Source organism: Methylomonas sp. AM2-LC, from assembly GCF_039904985.1.
Lineage (GTDB): Bacteria > Pseudomonadota > Gammaproteobacteria > Methylococcales > Methylomonadaceae > Methylomonas.
Genome location: NZ_CP157005.1, coordinates 2463656 through 2480251, shown reverse-complemented (window position 1 = coordinate 2480251; position 16596 = coordinate 2463656). Strand labels below are relative to the sequence as shown.

General features: G+C 43.5%; 15 protein-coding genes and 2 pseudogenes. 7 read left to right on the top strand and 10 right to left on the bottom strand.

Annotated features, from left to right (window positions below):
• Positions 1–233 precede the first annotated feature (233 nt).
• From ABH008_RS11215 to ABH008_RS11205, 3 genes are all read right to left on the bottom strand, one after another.
• Complete coding sequence (locus ABH008_RS11215) at positions 234–1520, bottom strand: hypothetical protein (RefSeq protein WP_347989938.1); 1287 nt, start codon at positions 1518–1520, stop codon at positions 234–236.
• The gene (locus ABH008_RS11210) at positions 1520–4153 is read right to left on the bottom strand and encodes an AAA family ATPase (RefSeq protein WP_347989937.1); all 2634 of its coding nucleotides are present in this window, start codon (positions 4151–4153) and stop codon (positions 1520–1522) included. The genes ABH008_RS11215 and ABH008_RS11210 overlap by 1 nt, the downstream gene beginning before the upstream one ends.
• Before the next feature lie 216 nt (positions 4154–4369).
• Complete coding sequence (locus ABH008_RS11205; protein WP_347989936.1) at positions 4370–4993, bottom strand: tyrosine-type recombinase/integrase; 624 nt, start codon at positions 4991–4993, stop codon at positions 4370–4372.
• Between the two features lie 170 nt (positions 4994–5163).
• Here ABH008_RS11205 and ABH008_RS11200 point away from each other — a divergent pair, with 170 nt between their 5' ends.
• Both ABH008_RS11200 and ABH008_RS11195 read left to right on the top strand, forming a co-directional pair.
• Entirely contained in the window at positions 5164–5508 is a 345-nt protein-coding gene (locus tag ABH008_RS11200) for a type II toxin-antitoxin system RelE/ParE family toxin (RefSeq protein WP_347989935.1), read from the top strand.
• On the top strand, positions 5505–5807 hold the full coding sequence (locus tag ABH008_RS11195) for an XRE family transcriptional regulator (RefSeq protein WP_347989934.1): 303 nt from the start codon (positions 5505–5507) through the stop codon (positions 5805–5807). The genes ABH008_RS11200 and ABH008_RS11195 overlap by 4 nt, the downstream gene beginning before the upstream one ends.
• A gap of 425 nt (positions 5808–6232) precedes the next feature.
• Here ABH008_RS11195 and ABH008_RS11190 read toward each other — a convergent pair whose 3' ends face one another.
• Entirely contained in the window at positions 6233–6484 is a 252-nt protein-coding gene (locus ABH008_RS11190) for a hypothetical protein (RefSeq protein WP_347989933.1), read from the bottom strand.
• 27 nt (positions 6485–6511) lie between these two features.
• Positions 6512–8764, bottom strand: coding sequence for a P-loop NTPase fold protein (locus ABH008_RS11185; protein WP_347989932.1), 2253 nt, complete (start codon positions 8762–8764; stop codon positions 6512–6514).
• A 790-nt stretch (positions 8765–9554) separates the two neighbouring features.
• Here ABH008_RS11185 and ABH008_RS11180 point away from each other — a divergent pair.
• Positions 9555–9773, top strand: a pseudogene (locus tag ABH008_RS11180) (DDE-type integrase/transposase/recombinase); the annotation flags it as partial.
• A gap of 97 nt (positions 9774–9870) precedes the next feature.
• Positions 9871–10035, top strand: coding sequence for a hypothetical protein (locus tag ABH008_RS11175; protein WP_347989931.1), 165 nt, complete (start codon positions 9871–9873; stop codon positions 10033–10035).
• A gap of 49 nt (positions 10036–10084) precedes the next feature.
• On the opposite strand, the gene ABH008_RS11170 is transcribed toward ABH008_RS11175, so the two are convergent.
• Together ABH008_RS11170 and ABH008_RS11165 are read right to left on the bottom strand one after the other, a co-directional pair.
• Positions 10085–10408 (bottom strand): DNA-binding transcriptional regulator, encoded by a 324-nt coding sequence (locus ABH008_RS11170; protein ID WP_347989930.1) that lies wholly within the window; start codon positions 10406–10408, stop codon positions 10085–10087.
• Positions 10386–10841, bottom strand: coding sequence for a type II toxin-antitoxin system RelE/ParE family toxin (locus ABH008_RS11165; RefSeq protein WP_347989929.1), 456 nt, complete (start codon positions 10839–10841; stop codon positions 10386–10388). Before ABH008_RS11165 ends, ABH008_RS11170 begins: the two co-directional genes overlap by 23 nt.
• 98 nt (positions 10842–10939) lie before the next feature.
• On the opposite strand from ABH008_RS11165, the pseudogene ABH008_RS11160 reads away from it, so the two are divergent.
• A pseudogene (locus tag ABH008_RS11160) lies at positions 10940–11612 on the top strand (IS6 family transposase).
• A gap of 119 nt (positions 11613–11731) precedes the next feature.
• On the opposite strand, the gene parE reads toward ABH008_RS11160, so the two are convergent.
• Positions 11732–13621, bottom strand: coding sequence for a DNA topoisomerase IV subunit B (gene parE, locus ABH008_RS11155; protein WP_347989928.1), 1890 nt, complete (start codon positions 13619–13621; stop codon positions 11732–11734).
• A gap of 545 nt (positions 13622–14166) precedes the next feature.
• Between parE and ABH008_RS11150 the strand changes: the two genes are divergently transcribed.
• Both ABH008_RS11150 and ABH008_RS11145 read left to right on the top strand, forming a co-directional pair.
• Positions 14167–14466 carry a hypothetical protein gene (locus ABH008_RS11150; RefSeq protein ID WP_347989927.1) on the top strand — a complete coding sequence of 100 codons (300 nt, stop codon included), beginning with the start codon at positions 14167–14169 and terminating at the stop codon, positions 14464–14466.
• A 320-nt stretch (positions 14467–14786) separates the two neighbouring features.
• Positions 14787–15230: a GDP-mannose mannosyl hydrolase gene (locus ABH008_RS11145; protein WP_347989926.1), complete on the top strand. Its 444-nt coding sequence runs from the start codon at positions 14787–14789 to the stop codon at positions 15228–15230.
• 105 nt (positions 15231–15335) lie between these two features.
• Here the strand turns inward: ABH008_RS11145 and ABH008_RS11140 are convergent, their stop codons facing one another.
• Together ABH008_RS11140 and ABH008_RS11135 are read right to left on the bottom strand one after the other, a co-directional pair.
• Positions 15336–15773 carry a LysM domain-containing protein gene (locus tag ABH008_RS11140; RefSeq protein ID WP_347989925.1) on the bottom strand — a complete coding sequence of 146 codons (438 nt, stop codon included), beginning with the start codon at positions 15771–15773 and terminating at the stop codon, positions 15336–15338.
• Between the two features lie 278 nt (positions 15774–16051).
• Positions 16052–16558, bottom strand: coding sequence for a hypothetical protein (locus ABH008_RS11135; RefSeq protein ID WP_347989924.1), 507 nt, complete (start codon positions 16556–16558; stop codon positions 16052–16054).
• Between the last annotated feature and the right edge of the window lie 38 nt (positions 16559–16596).

Sequence of the window (16596 nt, the reverse complement as noted above, 5' to 3'; positions counted from 1 at the left end):
GAATGGTAGACTTTGGTCAGGCCGAATAACTGCTGAGGCCGATCAGTACTCTTTCGTGGTGTGGAAACCAGCGTCAGCAATACCCCTGATAGCTGCCCTTAATGCCATCGAAGGGCGAACGTCTCTTGTGGGTCGTATCCTGATGGCCAGCCTGTTCGAAATGAATCATTGTCAGCGGCCGCTTTAGAGTAAATTTGGCGTAGCAGGATTTTGTCGAAACTGGAAGCTTCTGTTCAAATGCTCACGCTAGTCCTATTAACGCTAGTAAAAATTGCTTTCCAACACTCAGTGTCATCTGACTGCGTCAGCTTAACTAAGTCGATTGCATGTACAGTGATGCGCAACGTTGTATTAGGTACTGAAAAGCTTTGTTTATCTGTTTCACTGAATCTTTCATGTGCAGGATAAAGCAAGTGCAAATCGCTGCACTGATAACGAACTGCATAACTAATCATCTGATATAGATCACTCTGCGAGATATTCTTCTTGTTATCTACTGCATCAAGTAGCTTCCATTTCGTATCCAGAACCGCTCTGACCTCGCTTTGCTCATCGAGCAAGGTAATATCCGGCTTCAGTAAGAAAGCTTTCTCATCACTCTTTTCATTTAGCACCAAATGTTTCGTTGGCCCTTGTGTCCTCAGCTTATAGCCATGTTGCCATGCTTTTGTTTTCAATTTACGGGCAATAAATTCCTCAAACAACCGATTCATATCGAACAGCAGAACCAAGCTTCGATTATCACCGGCGAAAACATCCGGACTTAGGCCGGATAAGAACCATTTACATTGCTCGAAGATATTGGCAAACCGGTTAGATGAGCGATCTAACACTAGCTTTTCAACATCGGCCTTTACAAATATCCGGTTTTGAACGGCTTCAAAGCTGTACAGTAATTCTGTTAATCTTTTCCGGACACTGCCAGCATGTGCCGATTTGAGCAATACCTTCAGCACATATTTGATGATTCGGTTAGGCTGATTATCACTGACTAACTCATGATACTCACAATAAACTCGCTCCTTATGGGCGATATTGATTTTTAATTGCTGGTCAATCAGCAGTTTGCCTCGTAACACTGGCAAGTTATCGCTACGGCGAACATAACGCTTAATCATTCCTTGGCGCAACTGCAGAAATAACTCATCACAAAACTGCAGAACGAAGACATCAAGTAAGCGATGCTTCTGCAAATTGATAGCCCCTGATCCGCATTTGTGCGGTTGTAGCCATTTGGCTGCATACAGCATCTTGATCAGAATATCTCGACAAATGCCATAGTTAGCTTCCCTGCGATAGATTTTCGGCAATATCTCGATACAATCCTGACCTATCGCGATCGAACCACAGAACTGAGCAAATTTAACCGAGTCACGCCCCCATTCTAATGCCTTGGCAGGTAAGGTGTGTTGAATCCGCTCTAAGGCTTCGGCTTGGTATGGTGAAATCGACTTCACCAAAGGATCAGGTCGATCGGCTATCATTAACCGTTCATGTTCTACAACCTGAATAACAGCCATTAGCTCAGTTCGTAGATTTTGCGGATCGCATCGGGTACGAGTTCATCTTCATCGACGACCCAGTATTCAATGCTATCTTCGTAATCGTCGTGGTCAAAGCCTAATACATCGGTATCATTAACCGTTTTATGTCCGATGATTTGAGGTTCAACCGGACTGCGATTGGGGCCGACATCGCGTAAAACGAGTTGAATCCTGTGCCAGTCTTCGTAAAAGTATTCCTGCAATAGCGGAATAATTTGATTCAAGAACACCTGTTTCAGTGTGTTGAAGTCCCTGACCGAAGTAAAATAAGCATGGCCAATAGTTTGGTCCCGATGTAGCAAAAAGCGGATTCGCTTATTCATCGTGTCTAACAATGCCCGCAGGTTGATCGCACCGCCTTGCCCATCCGGAATGCTTCCATCGCTGTTCGTACCGGAAATCACGCCAGACTGAGGCATCAACTCTCTAAAAGTAAAACGCCGTCGCAGTGCAGTATCCAGTAACGCAATGGAACGGTCGGCGGTATTCATCGTTGCAATGATATCCAAATTCTTGGGCACACCGAATTTGTCGCCAGAGTAAGGCAAAGTCAACTCCATGCCGGACTGTAAGACGCCATCCCTCGAGTATTCCGCTCGTTTGTCCACTTCTATCAGTGTAATTAATTCGCCTAATATTTTGGCGATATTACCTCGATTGATTTCATCGATGAAAATCGCATAACGATGCTCTGGATCATTTTTCGCTAACTCACAGATGCGACGAAATACGCCTGGCTGAACCTTATAAATAATATCTCCACTGCCCTGATCAGTTTCTTGTGGACGAATGCCTTCGACAAAATCCTCATAAGCAAACGCTTGATGAAAGGTGATAAATTCATAGCGATTGATGGGTTTATCTGCCGCTCCAGCCCCTTTTTTGATTCTTTCAACCGCCTGGATGATTTCTGCACCTTCCTCCTGCCACTCACCAACTAAAGTCCATTGTGCATCCTCTGTCTTATCGAAAACAAAGGGTGCAGTGCGCTTTGCGTATTGGACGGTAACCGAGTTCTCACTGGTATGCGACTGCAAACTAGCCCATATCTGATTACTAATGTACTTACTTCGACCTAATATTTTCGCTTTAGCAAGTACATAAGGATGCGTGGCGATTGCATTGACCTTAGCTTTGTTGCCGCCTATCTCATACAACGCAGCAAACACGACTTCCCACCAACTTAACTCGCCAATGATCGATTCCATCCATTCATCGTCTGAAATCGCTTCTGGCTTCTGTTGGTACTTTTTGACGTATTCGGTATTAAGCGTATAGGTCTTGCCAGTCCCTGGCGGACCGTACAAAATTAAGTTGATCGGTTTGCTGGTTTTCGTAGGCTCTACAGGTAATCTCTCAACCGCTTTATGTCGAATGTCTTGCCATAACTGCTCCACTTTACCGGCAGATCGTTTCTTAATTTCAATGCCGGAAGATTGTGGATTCCATTGTTGATTGTCCAACGTAATTTGATTCAATTCATTTAGAGCGATGAAGGGATCAATTGTCGGATCGACGATTTGGGTGAATTCGATATCTACATAAAAAACTTCCTCGCCCTTGGCTGCTTTAGCTTCGTCGAAATGAAGATCCTGGTAAGGCTCTTTGACGATATTGCCGGCGGCGATGATACCTTTTGGCTCGATACCCGTGCGTAATAAATAAGCTCTATCTCCCAATTTGATCTGAGTATTAGCACAACGCCAACTCATAATGACTGACTCACCAGATTGAGTTTTGAAACGGTCCGCGGCAAAACTGTCCCAGGTCAATTTTTCTGGATTCCAACTGAACAAATAGCTTTTTTGTTCAGATTCTTTCCACTGTTCAATCAGTGGTGTGTGATAAAAATCTAGTTCTTCAGTGCGATATTCCGCCACTTGCTGCTGACGAATTTCGGAAAGTTTTTGATCAAGTACGTACGCACTGAGTTTATGTGCTGTGTTCTTCGGCAATCCGCTAAATGCTACAACGATTGCCTCTCGGTCACTACCACCAAAGATTCGCTCAAACGAGTCAGGAAACAATAAAAACAGAAGCATATGGCGTAATTGCCGTTTTTCGGCTTCTGGAATAGAAGCTATCCAAACGCCAAAATCATCGGCATGCTTTAACAAGGAGTACCTTTTATCTTGAGGCAATGCTAAAAATGCCTTCATGACATTGATAAAGAAGATGAGCTCACGCCAGCGATTGATATTGAAGCTGGTACCGGCGCTACCAATACCTCTAAACGTGGCATCAGATAACAATGGATGGTGGTCTGGAATGACTGAATCTGACCAATTCCAAATACGCTGAACCCCCTCACGTTTCTTTTCTGGGCCGATATTGCTTGGACAGAGAAATATGATCCATAACATCTCTGCAGCTAGTTGTTTTGCGCTCGGGCTAGTCTCTTGTATCTGGTTCTCCATTTTTTCAAAAAAATTGCCTTCTCCTTCATCCAGGTTGTTAGAAAAATATTGTTCCAATTCGGCAATGTGCTCAGTTGTCCAAACTGGGCTTTCTGTAAATACCGACAACTGTTTTACCAGGCATCTTTCTTTCCAGATTTCAGCTGCCTCTAGAATAGGGCCTGAGTCATGTTCGGCACAATAGCGGCTCATAAAATCATCCGATAATCAAATTTGGTTTAGTGAAATGGGCATTAAAAGAACAAATGATTCATTTTAAACTTTAAAGCCATATTCTTCTGAATGACGGCTCATTGAATAGCAGCCGACATTGACTGTGACGCTTTGACAGTCGCTTGTGGGTCGATCTTTGCCCGTTCGCAAGCGCGGCGGTTACATAGATTGTAACCGCCGCCATGAATTAAAACATTAAATTTCTGTCTGTTCCGAAATTTCTAACGCATCATCGACCTCTATTCCGAGATATCTCACAGTGCTCTCAAGCTTGGTATGACCAAGTAATAGTTGAACGGCTCGCAAGTTTTTTGTCCGGCGATAAATCAATGTCGCTTTAGTCCTGCGCATTGTGTGAGTTCCATATGCTGCCGGATCAAGACCAATTGACATTACCCAGTGTTCAACAATTCGAGCATATTGCCGCGTAGAGAGGTGTGGCGAATCGTGAATTCGACTTGGAAAAAGAAACTCATCGGCCTTCAATTGAGCATGGTTAATCCAATTTGCTAACGAATCTCTGGTTTGCTCAGTTATCTCAAATTGAACCGGTCTATGCGTTTTCTGTTGCATTATCATTGCGCGTGATGACACTCGACCACCTTGCGCAACATCGCAAACTTTAAGTTTGACCAAATCACATCCCCGTAGCTTGCTATCAATAGCAAGATTAAAGAGAGCCTGTTCACGGATATTTTGGGACATTTGCAAACGTATGCGAATGGCCCAGATTTCCTTCAATTTTAGTGGCAATTTCTGACCAATCAACTTGCCTTTGTTCCAGGGTGCGTGTTGATTGCATTGATTTTTTTGGTTCATGACAAACTCCAAACTGTTGTTTAAGGAACTTTATTGTCATGCTATGGACTGGGTCGGGCGCAAACCATGTGGAAGTGTAAAATAAAGTTGCTGCCTGCGTACGATATAATGATCTTTTTTTAGGTCAAAGAGTTCTTGTCACAGTGTATCATTTTTGATACGCTGTATAAATGAATCCAATACTTTCTGTTAAATTTTTTGCAACTGAAGCAGGTAGCGAGCCCGTTAGAGAATGGTTGAAAGGATTATCTGCCCAAGACAGAAAAACGATTGGCGAAGATATTAAAACAGTTCAATTCGGTTGGCCTCTTGGTATGCCTTTAGTCGATCATCTCGAAGGCGACATATGGGAAGTTAGAGTTAAACTTGATAACCGAATCGCCCGCATTCTGTTTGTAATTGACAAGCATACGATGATTTTGCTGCATGGATTTGTCAAGAAGAGTCAAAAAACACCGAAGCCAGAAATCGATTTGGCCAAACAAAGATTGAAAGCATTACGAGGTAAGCAATGAACAGTCAACACGAAGAGAATCCCCATATTGGCAGTGACTTCGATGATTTCCTAAGCGAGGAAGCTATTCTTGACGAAGTCACAGCGGTAGCGACCAAGCGTGTCATTGCCTGGCAAATATCAGAAGGCATGTCTACGCTTAAACTCAGTAAGACTGCGATGGCAAAAAAAATGCATACCAGCAGAGCTTCACTTAATCGATTGTTGGATGAAGAAGATACCAGTTTAACCTTGACCACCTTAGTGAGCGCAGCCGCCGCGCTTGGTAAAAAGGTAAAAATAGAGTTGGAACCGGTGTAAACTTGTACGATCATGGTCATTTGTAGGCTCAAACGCTGAAAATCGTGGAAACGGAGCGCAAGCGAAAAGCGAGTGCCGGATTCAACCGTAAAGATTTTAGTCCGTCCTTGGCCTAAAATCGGTCTACACCGGCACGGCTTAATGTCTTCGACGCCCTGACCGTCCACGTCGCTCGAAGGTAGGACTTCTTGCTCTCGTATGACTCTACGCGCTATCGGGAGGCCTTGCAGGTTTTCCATGAAAACCCGCCCGGCACCTGTGCGCTTCCAGGGACTATTTGGACGACACTCGCTATCGCGTAGTTTCCTGTCCAAACAGCGAGTGAAGATTTTTAGTCCCCGATAGGCGTAGCGCCGGGCGGGTTATCGCAGCGAAGCGAAGAAAACCTGCAAGGCATCGCGAAACGCCGTCAAGCCATTTGGAGCCTAGCTCTTAAGCCGTTTAGGCGCAAGAGCAGGCGACGAGGGCGAATCGGGGCCGCCGGAGGCATTAAATGGTCGCGTAGTTTTTGCCGCTTGTTGGGGCTGGGATGCCCCTAAACAAGCTTTCGCAAAAATAGCGACTCGCTTGATCGGCCATCTACGTACGGCCAGGTATTCCAGACCAATGACAGGTGAAGCTTGATAGCTGACGTTCAATATACTGCTATCTGTGCCAGAAATTAAGATTTTTGGCACAAGTTTTCACGCCTGATAAATCAACATTCAATCATCAAAAGCCCACATGCCATCTGGATTCTTGCCGTTCTTAAGCATTTTAAATTCTTTAAGAAACTGCGAAACTACAACAGTAGCTGATTCAGGAACCTGTCCCTCAGATTCAAGTTTCTGCAGTTTTTCCGCTACTACATCAATTTCAAGATATTCCTCTATCCATTTCGGATTTAGTCTAGGCTGGACATTTACAGCCGAATCACCAAAAGTTTGCCCTCTTGACTGAGTTAAAAAATGCGATAGGAATATGAGTAGTTTCTCGTCAGAGATAACGACATTCGTACACCAGGCATTTACCTCCTCCTCAGCAGAACCAATCTTTTGCCATAAAAGCAATATTCTTGAAAACTGTGAGTTACTCAATAATTCACCCGAATCGGTCTTTCGTATTTTTTCGACCCAAATGGTTTTAAGTTCGTCGACAATATTTGAGTCCAGCAACATTGCTCTGTTACTTTCAAGTTGCATAGTTATCTCATCCCAAAAAACTCCCAGCAGATAGCTTTGAGTACCTATTGCTTGGCCTTGATCAAAGCCAATTTTTAAATATTCTGAACGCTGAGTTATTTCCACTCGCTTGAGCAGGTGGTAAACGATTCTTCCAATCCTTTGTTCATTACTTAAATCAAATCCACCGGTGTTATCACTTGGCAAACTTAACTTGTCACCAATATTTAAAAGTTCATTAATAATTATGGGAATATATTCAGCGAGAATATCTTGTTCTACATAATCCATCAAGCGTTCAAGTATTGCACGGGCCTTTGATAGTCCATCAGGCCGCATTATTAGACTAGCAGCACATAATTTTTCACCAAATAAGTTTGGCGTTATAACTGAATTTAGAATATCCAATATTTCGCTTCTTTTTATATCTCCATCGGCGATAGATAATCGGAAGTAAATTGGGAATAAGTCTGGAACACAAATACGCTGACTTTTACGCCATACTGCTATCCATTCTCCACCATAACTCATATCATCCGTTTTTGGAAATATCCTCTTAATTAATGCCTTGGTGCTGGCTTGCAAATTTTCAGGAACATTTTTTTGCCAAGCCGCATGAAATTCCTGCGTAGTATTGTCTCTACTCCCGCCATATTGTCTATCTGGTTTATGGCCCGCAAAATGATCTGGATTAGATCGAATAACGTCATATAATCTTGGCAAAAAAACCCGTAAAGCTTCTATAGCAATAAAATCTACCGGATTTACTTCATCGACTACAGCGGGATAAGTGACTGCCATGGTATTTATAAATCGCACTATATCTCTAGGTACTTGAATAAAAGGAGCGATACCATCGTTAAGCACATTTATCCAATAGGCTTGTTCAAACAAACCATCAGGAGTACCAATAATTACATTATCAAGTTGCTTGGTAAATGCCGCAATTAAAGCAGTACGATCCACCGGAGGTATTTCAAAAGGAACTTGAATGATTTTTTCAAGATAACGTTCACCTGGCATACCGGTTTGATCTTCGATTGCTTTAACTGCAACTTCTCGATCCAAGGCCATTAAATAAACGACATTTTGGAAATCCGCCAAAGCTTTTATTACTGTAAACAGTTGCCGAGTTTCCTCTGGAGTCAATCGATCAATATCATCAATAATAATTAGTATGCGCTGATTAGCTTTTAATAGAATTTGGTTAATTTCAGCCTTAAGGGCGGGGACGTCTTTGTTTTTCCGCTTTATATTGGCAAACATTTTGCCAAGCAAACTGCCTGCTCCCAATGTAGTGCCAGTCAGATCAATGAGGCCGCCAATACTTTCGGAAAAATTACTAAAAAGATCGCCAAGTTTCTTAAACTTCTCACTTTTATTTGGCAGAATCGCCTGCATTTGCCCAAGAAATGCTCGAGCCAAGTTTTCTTGGCCTGAAAACCACCAAGGATTAAAAGTGACAACAACAGGCCTTTTGTCTTCATCTTGTTGATCAAGATAATGTTGTATGTAATTTAATACAGTCGATTTCCCTGAACCCCATGGACCATAAAGCGCAAGTACCAAACCATCGTTACTTGGATAACGACTGATACTTAGCGCAAGGTTTTTAGCGAATGGAGCATGACCGAACAGATCATTTTCAGGGTCTATGCTTGGGCGGTCAGCAGATAGAGCTGTCATAGTGAAATACTCATAATCATTAAAATAATTCCATTTGACCGCTTTTTTCGATCGCTTTGGTTTTCGTTTGCCTGCCAAGCCAGAAGTTTTTGCGACTTTCTTTTCATGCAAACCGGCGGCAACTTCTTCAGTGTAGCGTTGGTGATTCTGCCCGTAGATGGGTAGAGGCGATAGCCGAAACCCATAAATGAATATAGCTATACACTATCATTATTGATAGCCAATTAAATATTAACATAGCTTTGTTATTAATAGCTTTCCTGATGAGTTTAGCTGTCGCTCTAGCCATCCTACAGAATCTCAGCAATCAACCAATAAGCAGTCATTTATATATTCAAACGAATGTCGCTTGTGGGTCGGTACCAGTCAATAAACATCTGCCTGATCGGTCAATCGATTAGCCATTTAATAAATTATCAGATGCGACACAATAGGGGAGTCACTGTTTTTGCGAAAGCTTATTTTGGGGCATCCTATCCCCAATAACCGGCAAAAATGACTCCGACATAATACCTACTATGCCTGGATTCGTCCTACGGAACTTGTTTCCGCTCATCCTTGGTTAGAAATCGAACCTAAACTGTCACGTTTAATGCCTGCGGCAGCCCTGGACGTTCCTGTCGCTTTGATCTCAGATGACTCGACGAGCTTTCGGGATGCTTTGCAGGATTCCAAGTACACCCGACTAGCGCATTTCCACTTCCAGGGATTATTTAACCACCGCAAGCTATCGTATTGCTTCCATGGTCTCACAGTGTAACTTGCTGACCTTGGGATGACTAATGTCATTAATTATGAAATCGCATGACACGAATGTGAATTTTTTGTCACGAATCATGAATTCTGACACGAAGCCGGTTTGCTGAACATGAACATCTTGTTATTCCTGGTCGGTTGGATCTACCTCATCGAGAGCATGCAGGTCAAATATCTGAATAATCGAGTGGAACAGGATCATCGGTTCATCAAAAAGCTGACCAATCCGATGCTGGGGTTCAAGGCATTTCATTCTGCCCAAGCGACCTTAGCCGGCATTGAAACGGCGCATATGATCCGGAAGGGCCAGTTGTCGCAAATCGGAATTCCGGCTTACCAGCAATTTATGTCGTTAGCAGGATAACTCTGTCCGGCGGAAAGTTGGTTTTTGGTTCCTGAAAAATTTGCGACACAACCCCAATTACAAAGGGCAGAAGCTGAATGATACCGAAACTCGGATTATGATGCAGTTTGCCGACGATGCTGATCTGAAAGAACAAATCGACGAAATTCTGGATGAGATTTATCAAATAGCTGATTTTCGCAATTGCGAAATAATCGACCTGTCACTCCAAGAAGAATCAACAGGCCGTTATTGGGATGAATGTGACGGCGGCTGGAAATAGGTTTATTCTGTGTGACAAAATTTTCTGGGGTTCCGGCTTACACCCCCAACTATGTAAGTATTTGCAAGCCATGCTTCTGGACAATAGCTAAGAGCTTTAGAGCCATACCGCTGGGACGCTTTGCGCCGGTTTCCCATTTCTGTATCGTCGATTCGCTGGTGTTTAGGTAACGGGCAAAGATGGGCTGGCTGACATGGTTGTTTTCACGGATCAGTTTTATCTGTTGCGGCTCTATTTCCATAGGCATGGAAAGGCAAGACTCGTCAAACTCGCGCATAGTTGTCTTATCAATACCACCGGCTTGAAATAGACCTTTAGCCCCGCTATGGATGGCTTCAAACGCATCGCTTTTAAATTGAGGTTTTTTGGGCATTGCAAATCTCCAATAAATCGCCGTTTTTTATCGCGGCATCAATCGCTACATCGGTCTGTAGGCCATATAGGGCAGCCAACTTCTTAAACTCGGCTAGCTCATCACTGCTAATGTTGTCTCGGTCTTTCTTGGCAAAAAGATAGGTATAAACCCAGTGCCGACCACCCTTAGCAAGAATGATGGAGCGGTGTCGATTATTGTTTAGGCGTTTTTTAAACACCCCTCCACCTAAATCGTCGGATTGGCCTAGCATGACCTGCTGGATTGCTAAACAAAGCTCTTCGTTAGTAATGAGTGCTTTTTTTGCAGCCTTTGCGAACCAAGCTGTCTTAAAAATCCTTGATGAAGTTTCAGTATTGGCGTTCATAAGAAAAATATACATCATTGTAGCACTGGGTGCAATGAAAAAATAACAACCAGCAAATTTTTGCATGCTCCCCTAAGGTTTAGCAAAGTTTTTCCCGATGTGGCTTTGTCGCAAATTTTGCCGGCTCTTTGCGATAATGCCATGAATTTGAGTAGGCCGAAAGCATGATAAATTTCCGTGGCGCCCATTATCCAAAAGATGCCATCCTTTACGCCGTTTACTTTTATGTTCGTTATGGCGTATCGTATCGGGATCTTGAAGAAATTTTAGAAGAGCGCGGTGTCCACTTTGATCACTCAACGCTCAATCGCTGGGTGATCCGGTATTCGCCGATGATTGCCGAGGCCGCGAAGAAAAGCAAACGAACGGCCTCCAATTCCAGGAGGATGGACGAAACCTATATTAAAGTCAAAGGCCAATGGGTATACCTGTACCGGGCCATTGATAAGTATGGCGATACTATTGATTTTATGCTGTCAGGAAGAGGCGTCCACACGCTTTTTCAAACAGGCGATCGATAACAATGGCCTGCCGAATAGTGTAGTCATCGACAAGAGCGGTTCAAACGAAGCCGGTTTGCTGAACATGAACATCTTGTTATTCCTGGTCGGTTGGATCTACCTCATCGAGATCCTGCAGGTCAAATATCTGAACAATCGAGTGGAACAGGATCATCGGTTCATCAAAAAGCTGACCAATCCGATACTAGGGTTCAAGGCATTTCATTCTGCCCAAGCGACCTTAGCCGGCATTGATACAGCGCATATGATCCGGAAGGGCCAGTTGTCGCAAATCGGAATTCCGGCTTACCGGCAATTTATGTCGTTAGCAGGATAACTCTGTCCGGCGGAAAGTTGGATTTTGGTTCCTGAAAAATTTGCGACAGAACCGTTTTTGCCGCTTGTTGGGGCTGGGATGCCCCTAAACAAGCTTTCGCAAAAATAGCGACTCGCTTGTTAAAGCACTGCCAAATTACCCCGATCTTCCAGCCAGCTTTTTCTATCCCCTGCCCTTTTTTTGGCCAGCAACAAATCCATTTGCTCAAAAGTGGCATCGTTTTCGCTGACAGTTAATTGCACCAATCGCCGCGTATCGGGGTTCATGGTTGTTTCGCGCAGTTGTGAGGGGTTCATTTCGCCCAAGCCTTTAAAGCGCTGGATATTGACTTTGCCGGTGAGTTTTTCGGCTTCGATACGTGATAACACACCCAGACGCTCGGCTTCGTCCAATGCATAAAACACGCGCTTGCCCACATCAATTCGATACAACGGCGGCATAGCGACAAACACATGGCCGGCTTTTACCAGCGCCAAAAAATGCCGATAAAATAAGGCACAAATCAGCGTGGCAATGTGATTACCATCCGAATCCGCATCCGCCAGAATACAAATTTTGCCATAGCGTAAATGCTGTAAATCATGACTGTCTGGCTCTATGCCCAAGGCCACCGCAATATCGTGTACTTCCTGCGAGGCCATTACATCGGACGAATCCACTTCCCAGGTGTTCAAAATTTTACCGCGCAACGGCATAATGGCCTGAAATTCACGATCTCTGGCCTGTTTGGCCGAGCCGCCCGCCGAATCGCCTTCCACCAAAAACAGTTCGGTACGCGTTAGATCTTGCGCAGAACAATCCGCTAATTTGCCGGGTAAGGCTGGGCCTGAGGTAATGCGTTTACGAATAATCTTTTTGCCCGCTTTCAGACGTTTTTGCGCGCTAACCAGAATAATTTCGGCAATTTTTTCGCCTTCTTGCGGATGCTGATTTAACCACAGACTAAAACTATCTTTGGCGATACCTGAAACAAAGGTCACACACTCGCGAGAACTCAAGCGCTCCTTGGTTTGTCCAGAAAACTGCGGATCTTGCAATTTAACCGACAACACAAAATGACAATGTTCCCATACATCTTCGGGTGCTATTTTTACCCCGCGCGGCAGCAGATTACGAATTTCACAAAACTCGCGCATGGCTTCGGTTAAGCCAGCCCGCAAACCGTTAACATGCGTACCACCTTGCGCGGTGGGTACTAAATTGACATAACTTTCTGTAATAGACTCTGGCAGGCTGTCCGCTGTCCACACGATGCCCCATTCCACCGCTTCGGTACTGGCAGCCATTGCGGCCATAAAGGGTTGCTGCGGAAAAATTTCCACATCGCCTACTCTGTCCAGTAAATATTCTTGCAAACCGTTCTGATAACACCATTCATATTGTTCTTCGGGTAGTTCAGAACTTAAACTGATTTTAAGGCCGGGACACAATACCGCTTTGGCACGTAATACGTGTTTTAGTTTGCTGAGCGATACGCGGTTAGAATCAAAATATTTGCTATCCGGCCAAAAATGCACACTGGTGCCGGTGTTGTTTTTGCCTACGGTGCCAGTTTGTTGTAAATCACTGGTTTTATCGCCACCGGCAAAACTCATCTGGTACACACAACCACCGCGTTTTACTTCAATATCAAGGCGTTCCGATAAGGCGTTCACTACCGACACCCCAACCCCATGCAATCCACCCGAAAACTGATAGTTGCTATTGGAGAATTTACCACCGGCATGTAATTGGGTCAGAATCACCTCTACCCCTGGTATGCCCTGTTCTGGGTGAATATCCACAGGCATGCCACGGCCATTGTCTTTTACCAGGATTGAACCATCTTTAAACAGTTGCACCTCGATACTAGTGGCGTGTCCAGCCAGCGCTTCGTCGACGCTATTGTCCACCACTTCCTGTACCAAATGATTGGGTCGAGTGGTATCGGTATACATACCCGGACGTTTCCGCACCGGTTCCAGTCCGGTTAATACTTCAATAGCGGCGGCGTTATATTCGTTACTCATGGTTTAACTTTGTTGTGCAGGTAGATGAAAATTCGGCTAGTTTGAAGATAAAGCATAGCCTAATTAGCTATTATAAAGGTAACTATTAAGTGTAAAGTTAAGTTTTTATCCGATGCGCCAATACCAGCAAGCACAGCGATTGCAAAAAACGCACTACTCTGTGCGACACACCACGCTCAACACATTGATTCATAACCATATAAATACACTGACCAGTTATCCAAAAATCAGATAGCCTGCCAAGTTAATCACAAGGCTGCGGTGAGGTACACTCCGTATATTGTGTAAAAATAAACGCAAAAGCCTAATTTCACCACATGTTCCTTAAAGTAGACAACCCTATTAATTTGTGCAAAAAACAACAAATTGGTGCATATCCCCAATTTTGGCTCTCAGCCAAATTTATAAAAAATCAATATAATCATCATGTTATTAAAAATAACAATTGGTATGTAACTTGCTGAATAGTAAATACCAAGCAGTGACTATGTGATATTTGCAAAAACGCTTGCCTGGTAATTTTTCAGTTGATGTGAGGTGTCAAAATGATTGAAGTACTTATGGTATTTGTCATGGTTGCATTCGTCGCTATTTGTGTGTTTTGGCCACAAAGTGGCTCTGCGTCATTACTAGCTAAAAATGATCAACCTGTCGATCGCACAGTGTCGATATCAGAGGCCGATTTATCGGCGGATTCAATGTTTGAGAATCAGTATCTGACCCATTTACAACAGGAGATTGAAGTCACCTTATTTCCGCGCCCAACCGATTCCGTATTGAAACGTCATTACGACAATCTGGTCGCCACCAAACTGAAGGAGCATTTATCCCAGATGCCTATGTAATTAGCTAGCCTTGTTTTAATGCGTTACTGGGTTTCGAAAAACCCCATGCACCAACGCTGACAATGGCAATATCGAGTCAGGGTTTTGATATGCATTTTTGTTTCGCTGGTGCATGTTTAGCTTGTAACTATAGTCTTCTTTATTTTCTGGGTTAAAATGTGGTCAGCTGTGTTTAAGCACAAAAGATGGCTCATCATTCACAAATACCAGCAAAACTAATACATAAATCGGTTTTTTATCTTAACCTGTGAATGCTTATCTTTCCCGTGTTCACAGCCGCGACAACTGTTGTCTTCACTCAATTTATTATTCCAAATTTTATGCTCAACAAAGATGATTTTCTCGAAGTGGTTAACCTTACCCCGTTGGTATCTATCGATTTGGTGGTAAGCAATGCTGACAATGCTATTCTGATGGGTAAGCGGGTCAACGAACCGGCTGCTGGCTACTGGTTTGTGCCCGGTGGACGTATTTTTAAAGGTGAATCCTTGGAACAGGCTTTCCAACGTATCACTGCAACAGAACTTGGAATGACATTAACCATCGACAAAGGCCAGCTTATCGGTGCCTTTACTCATCTATACGACACTAACTTTGCCCACGCTCCAGGCATAAGCACGCACTACGTAGTTTTGGCCTACCGCTTGCATTTGACTATTGATCCACTGTCACTGCCGCCTCAACAGCATCAGGAATATCAGTTATTCAAGCAAAGCGACGATCTAAGCGCAGTACACCCCAATAATCTGCCATATTTTTCCTGATTGAATTGAATCCAACCGATGCGAACCTCGAAGAACCTGGCTTTTGTGCTTCGACTTTGCTCAGGGGAGCCTTGTCGAAAGGTGGTTTTTCGAAGTTTGCCAATATTATTTGGGTGCAAAAGTCTCTATTGATGGCGAAGGCATTAAAGCAGGTGTCTTGATGCGAACATGTTTCTTGTGCTGCAAACACTGAGAGCCTAAAGAGTCGCTAGGGGGTTCTTTATGGCTGGTGGCAATATCCAGGGGAATCTTGATAACATCATTCTCCTTTAGATTTTTACAGTTTACGTCTGAATTGTAAGCGGAAATAGCCAACCACTGGTTCTCACTGCCCGTATACCATTTGGCAATACAAGCCAGAGTTTCACCACTACGCACCTGATGCATAATCATCGGCTCTTTATTCTGTTCCTGCGCCTGCTCCTTATGTACCGGGATTTCAACCACTGGTTCGGGTGGATTATCAGAGCCAAACAGGCTGCATCCCGCTTGCAGAAACGCCAATAGCGACACTGATTCTACTCGCCTTAAGTACAATTTCATCCTCTCATCTCTCCTTAGGTTTCCTGAGCCGTTAACTCTATCTTGAACGGATTTTTTGGCCGACGGGAGTACTATAAACGCCCCATCATTCCTTTGGCGACCAGTCAGGCGCAGAGGCTTTATCTATTCAGCATACGCAAACAGGTAACCGATACCTATCTTACCGCTACTTGCCCAGAATACCTAACTGGCTAAATTCCGGCAATCTATGCCAGAACGATGACTTTGATGACTAAGCATTAAATTTTCTGTAACTGATGAGGAGTTAGATTATTTTTTTAATCATCCTCACTATCATCCTCATCCATATTCAACAATGCAAACATGTTGGTAGACACCGGTTTAACGGGAACAGGCTTAACAATTGGAGTCTTTTTAGTTGATTGATATTGAGAAATTTCAAGACGTTGCTTTTTCATAGATTCACTTTCGCCTTTAAAATCAATGTGAACATTAAACACGGCTTCACCCGCTTTACCACTGCCACCTTTCATGGTCAAATCAATTTTTCCGTTCATAACATGCCCGGTAAGATTTAGCTTAATTACGCCTTTGCGCGTTACCACATAAATCTTAATATGCTTTTTATCGCTGCTTCCTTCAACTATTAGATTATCCCCCATCCCTCTAAAATAACTTGCTGCATCTTTGCATTTTGTACTAGGAACATTAAGATCCATTGAACATAAACCTATATTATTAGCAAAACCATTACTCAGGTAACGGCTTTTAATTTGGCTTACTAGATATTCACATGCATTTTTTTCTTCGAGAGTGAGTGCCATATTCTTACCTTTTTATCTAACGGTTAACATATGCTTTA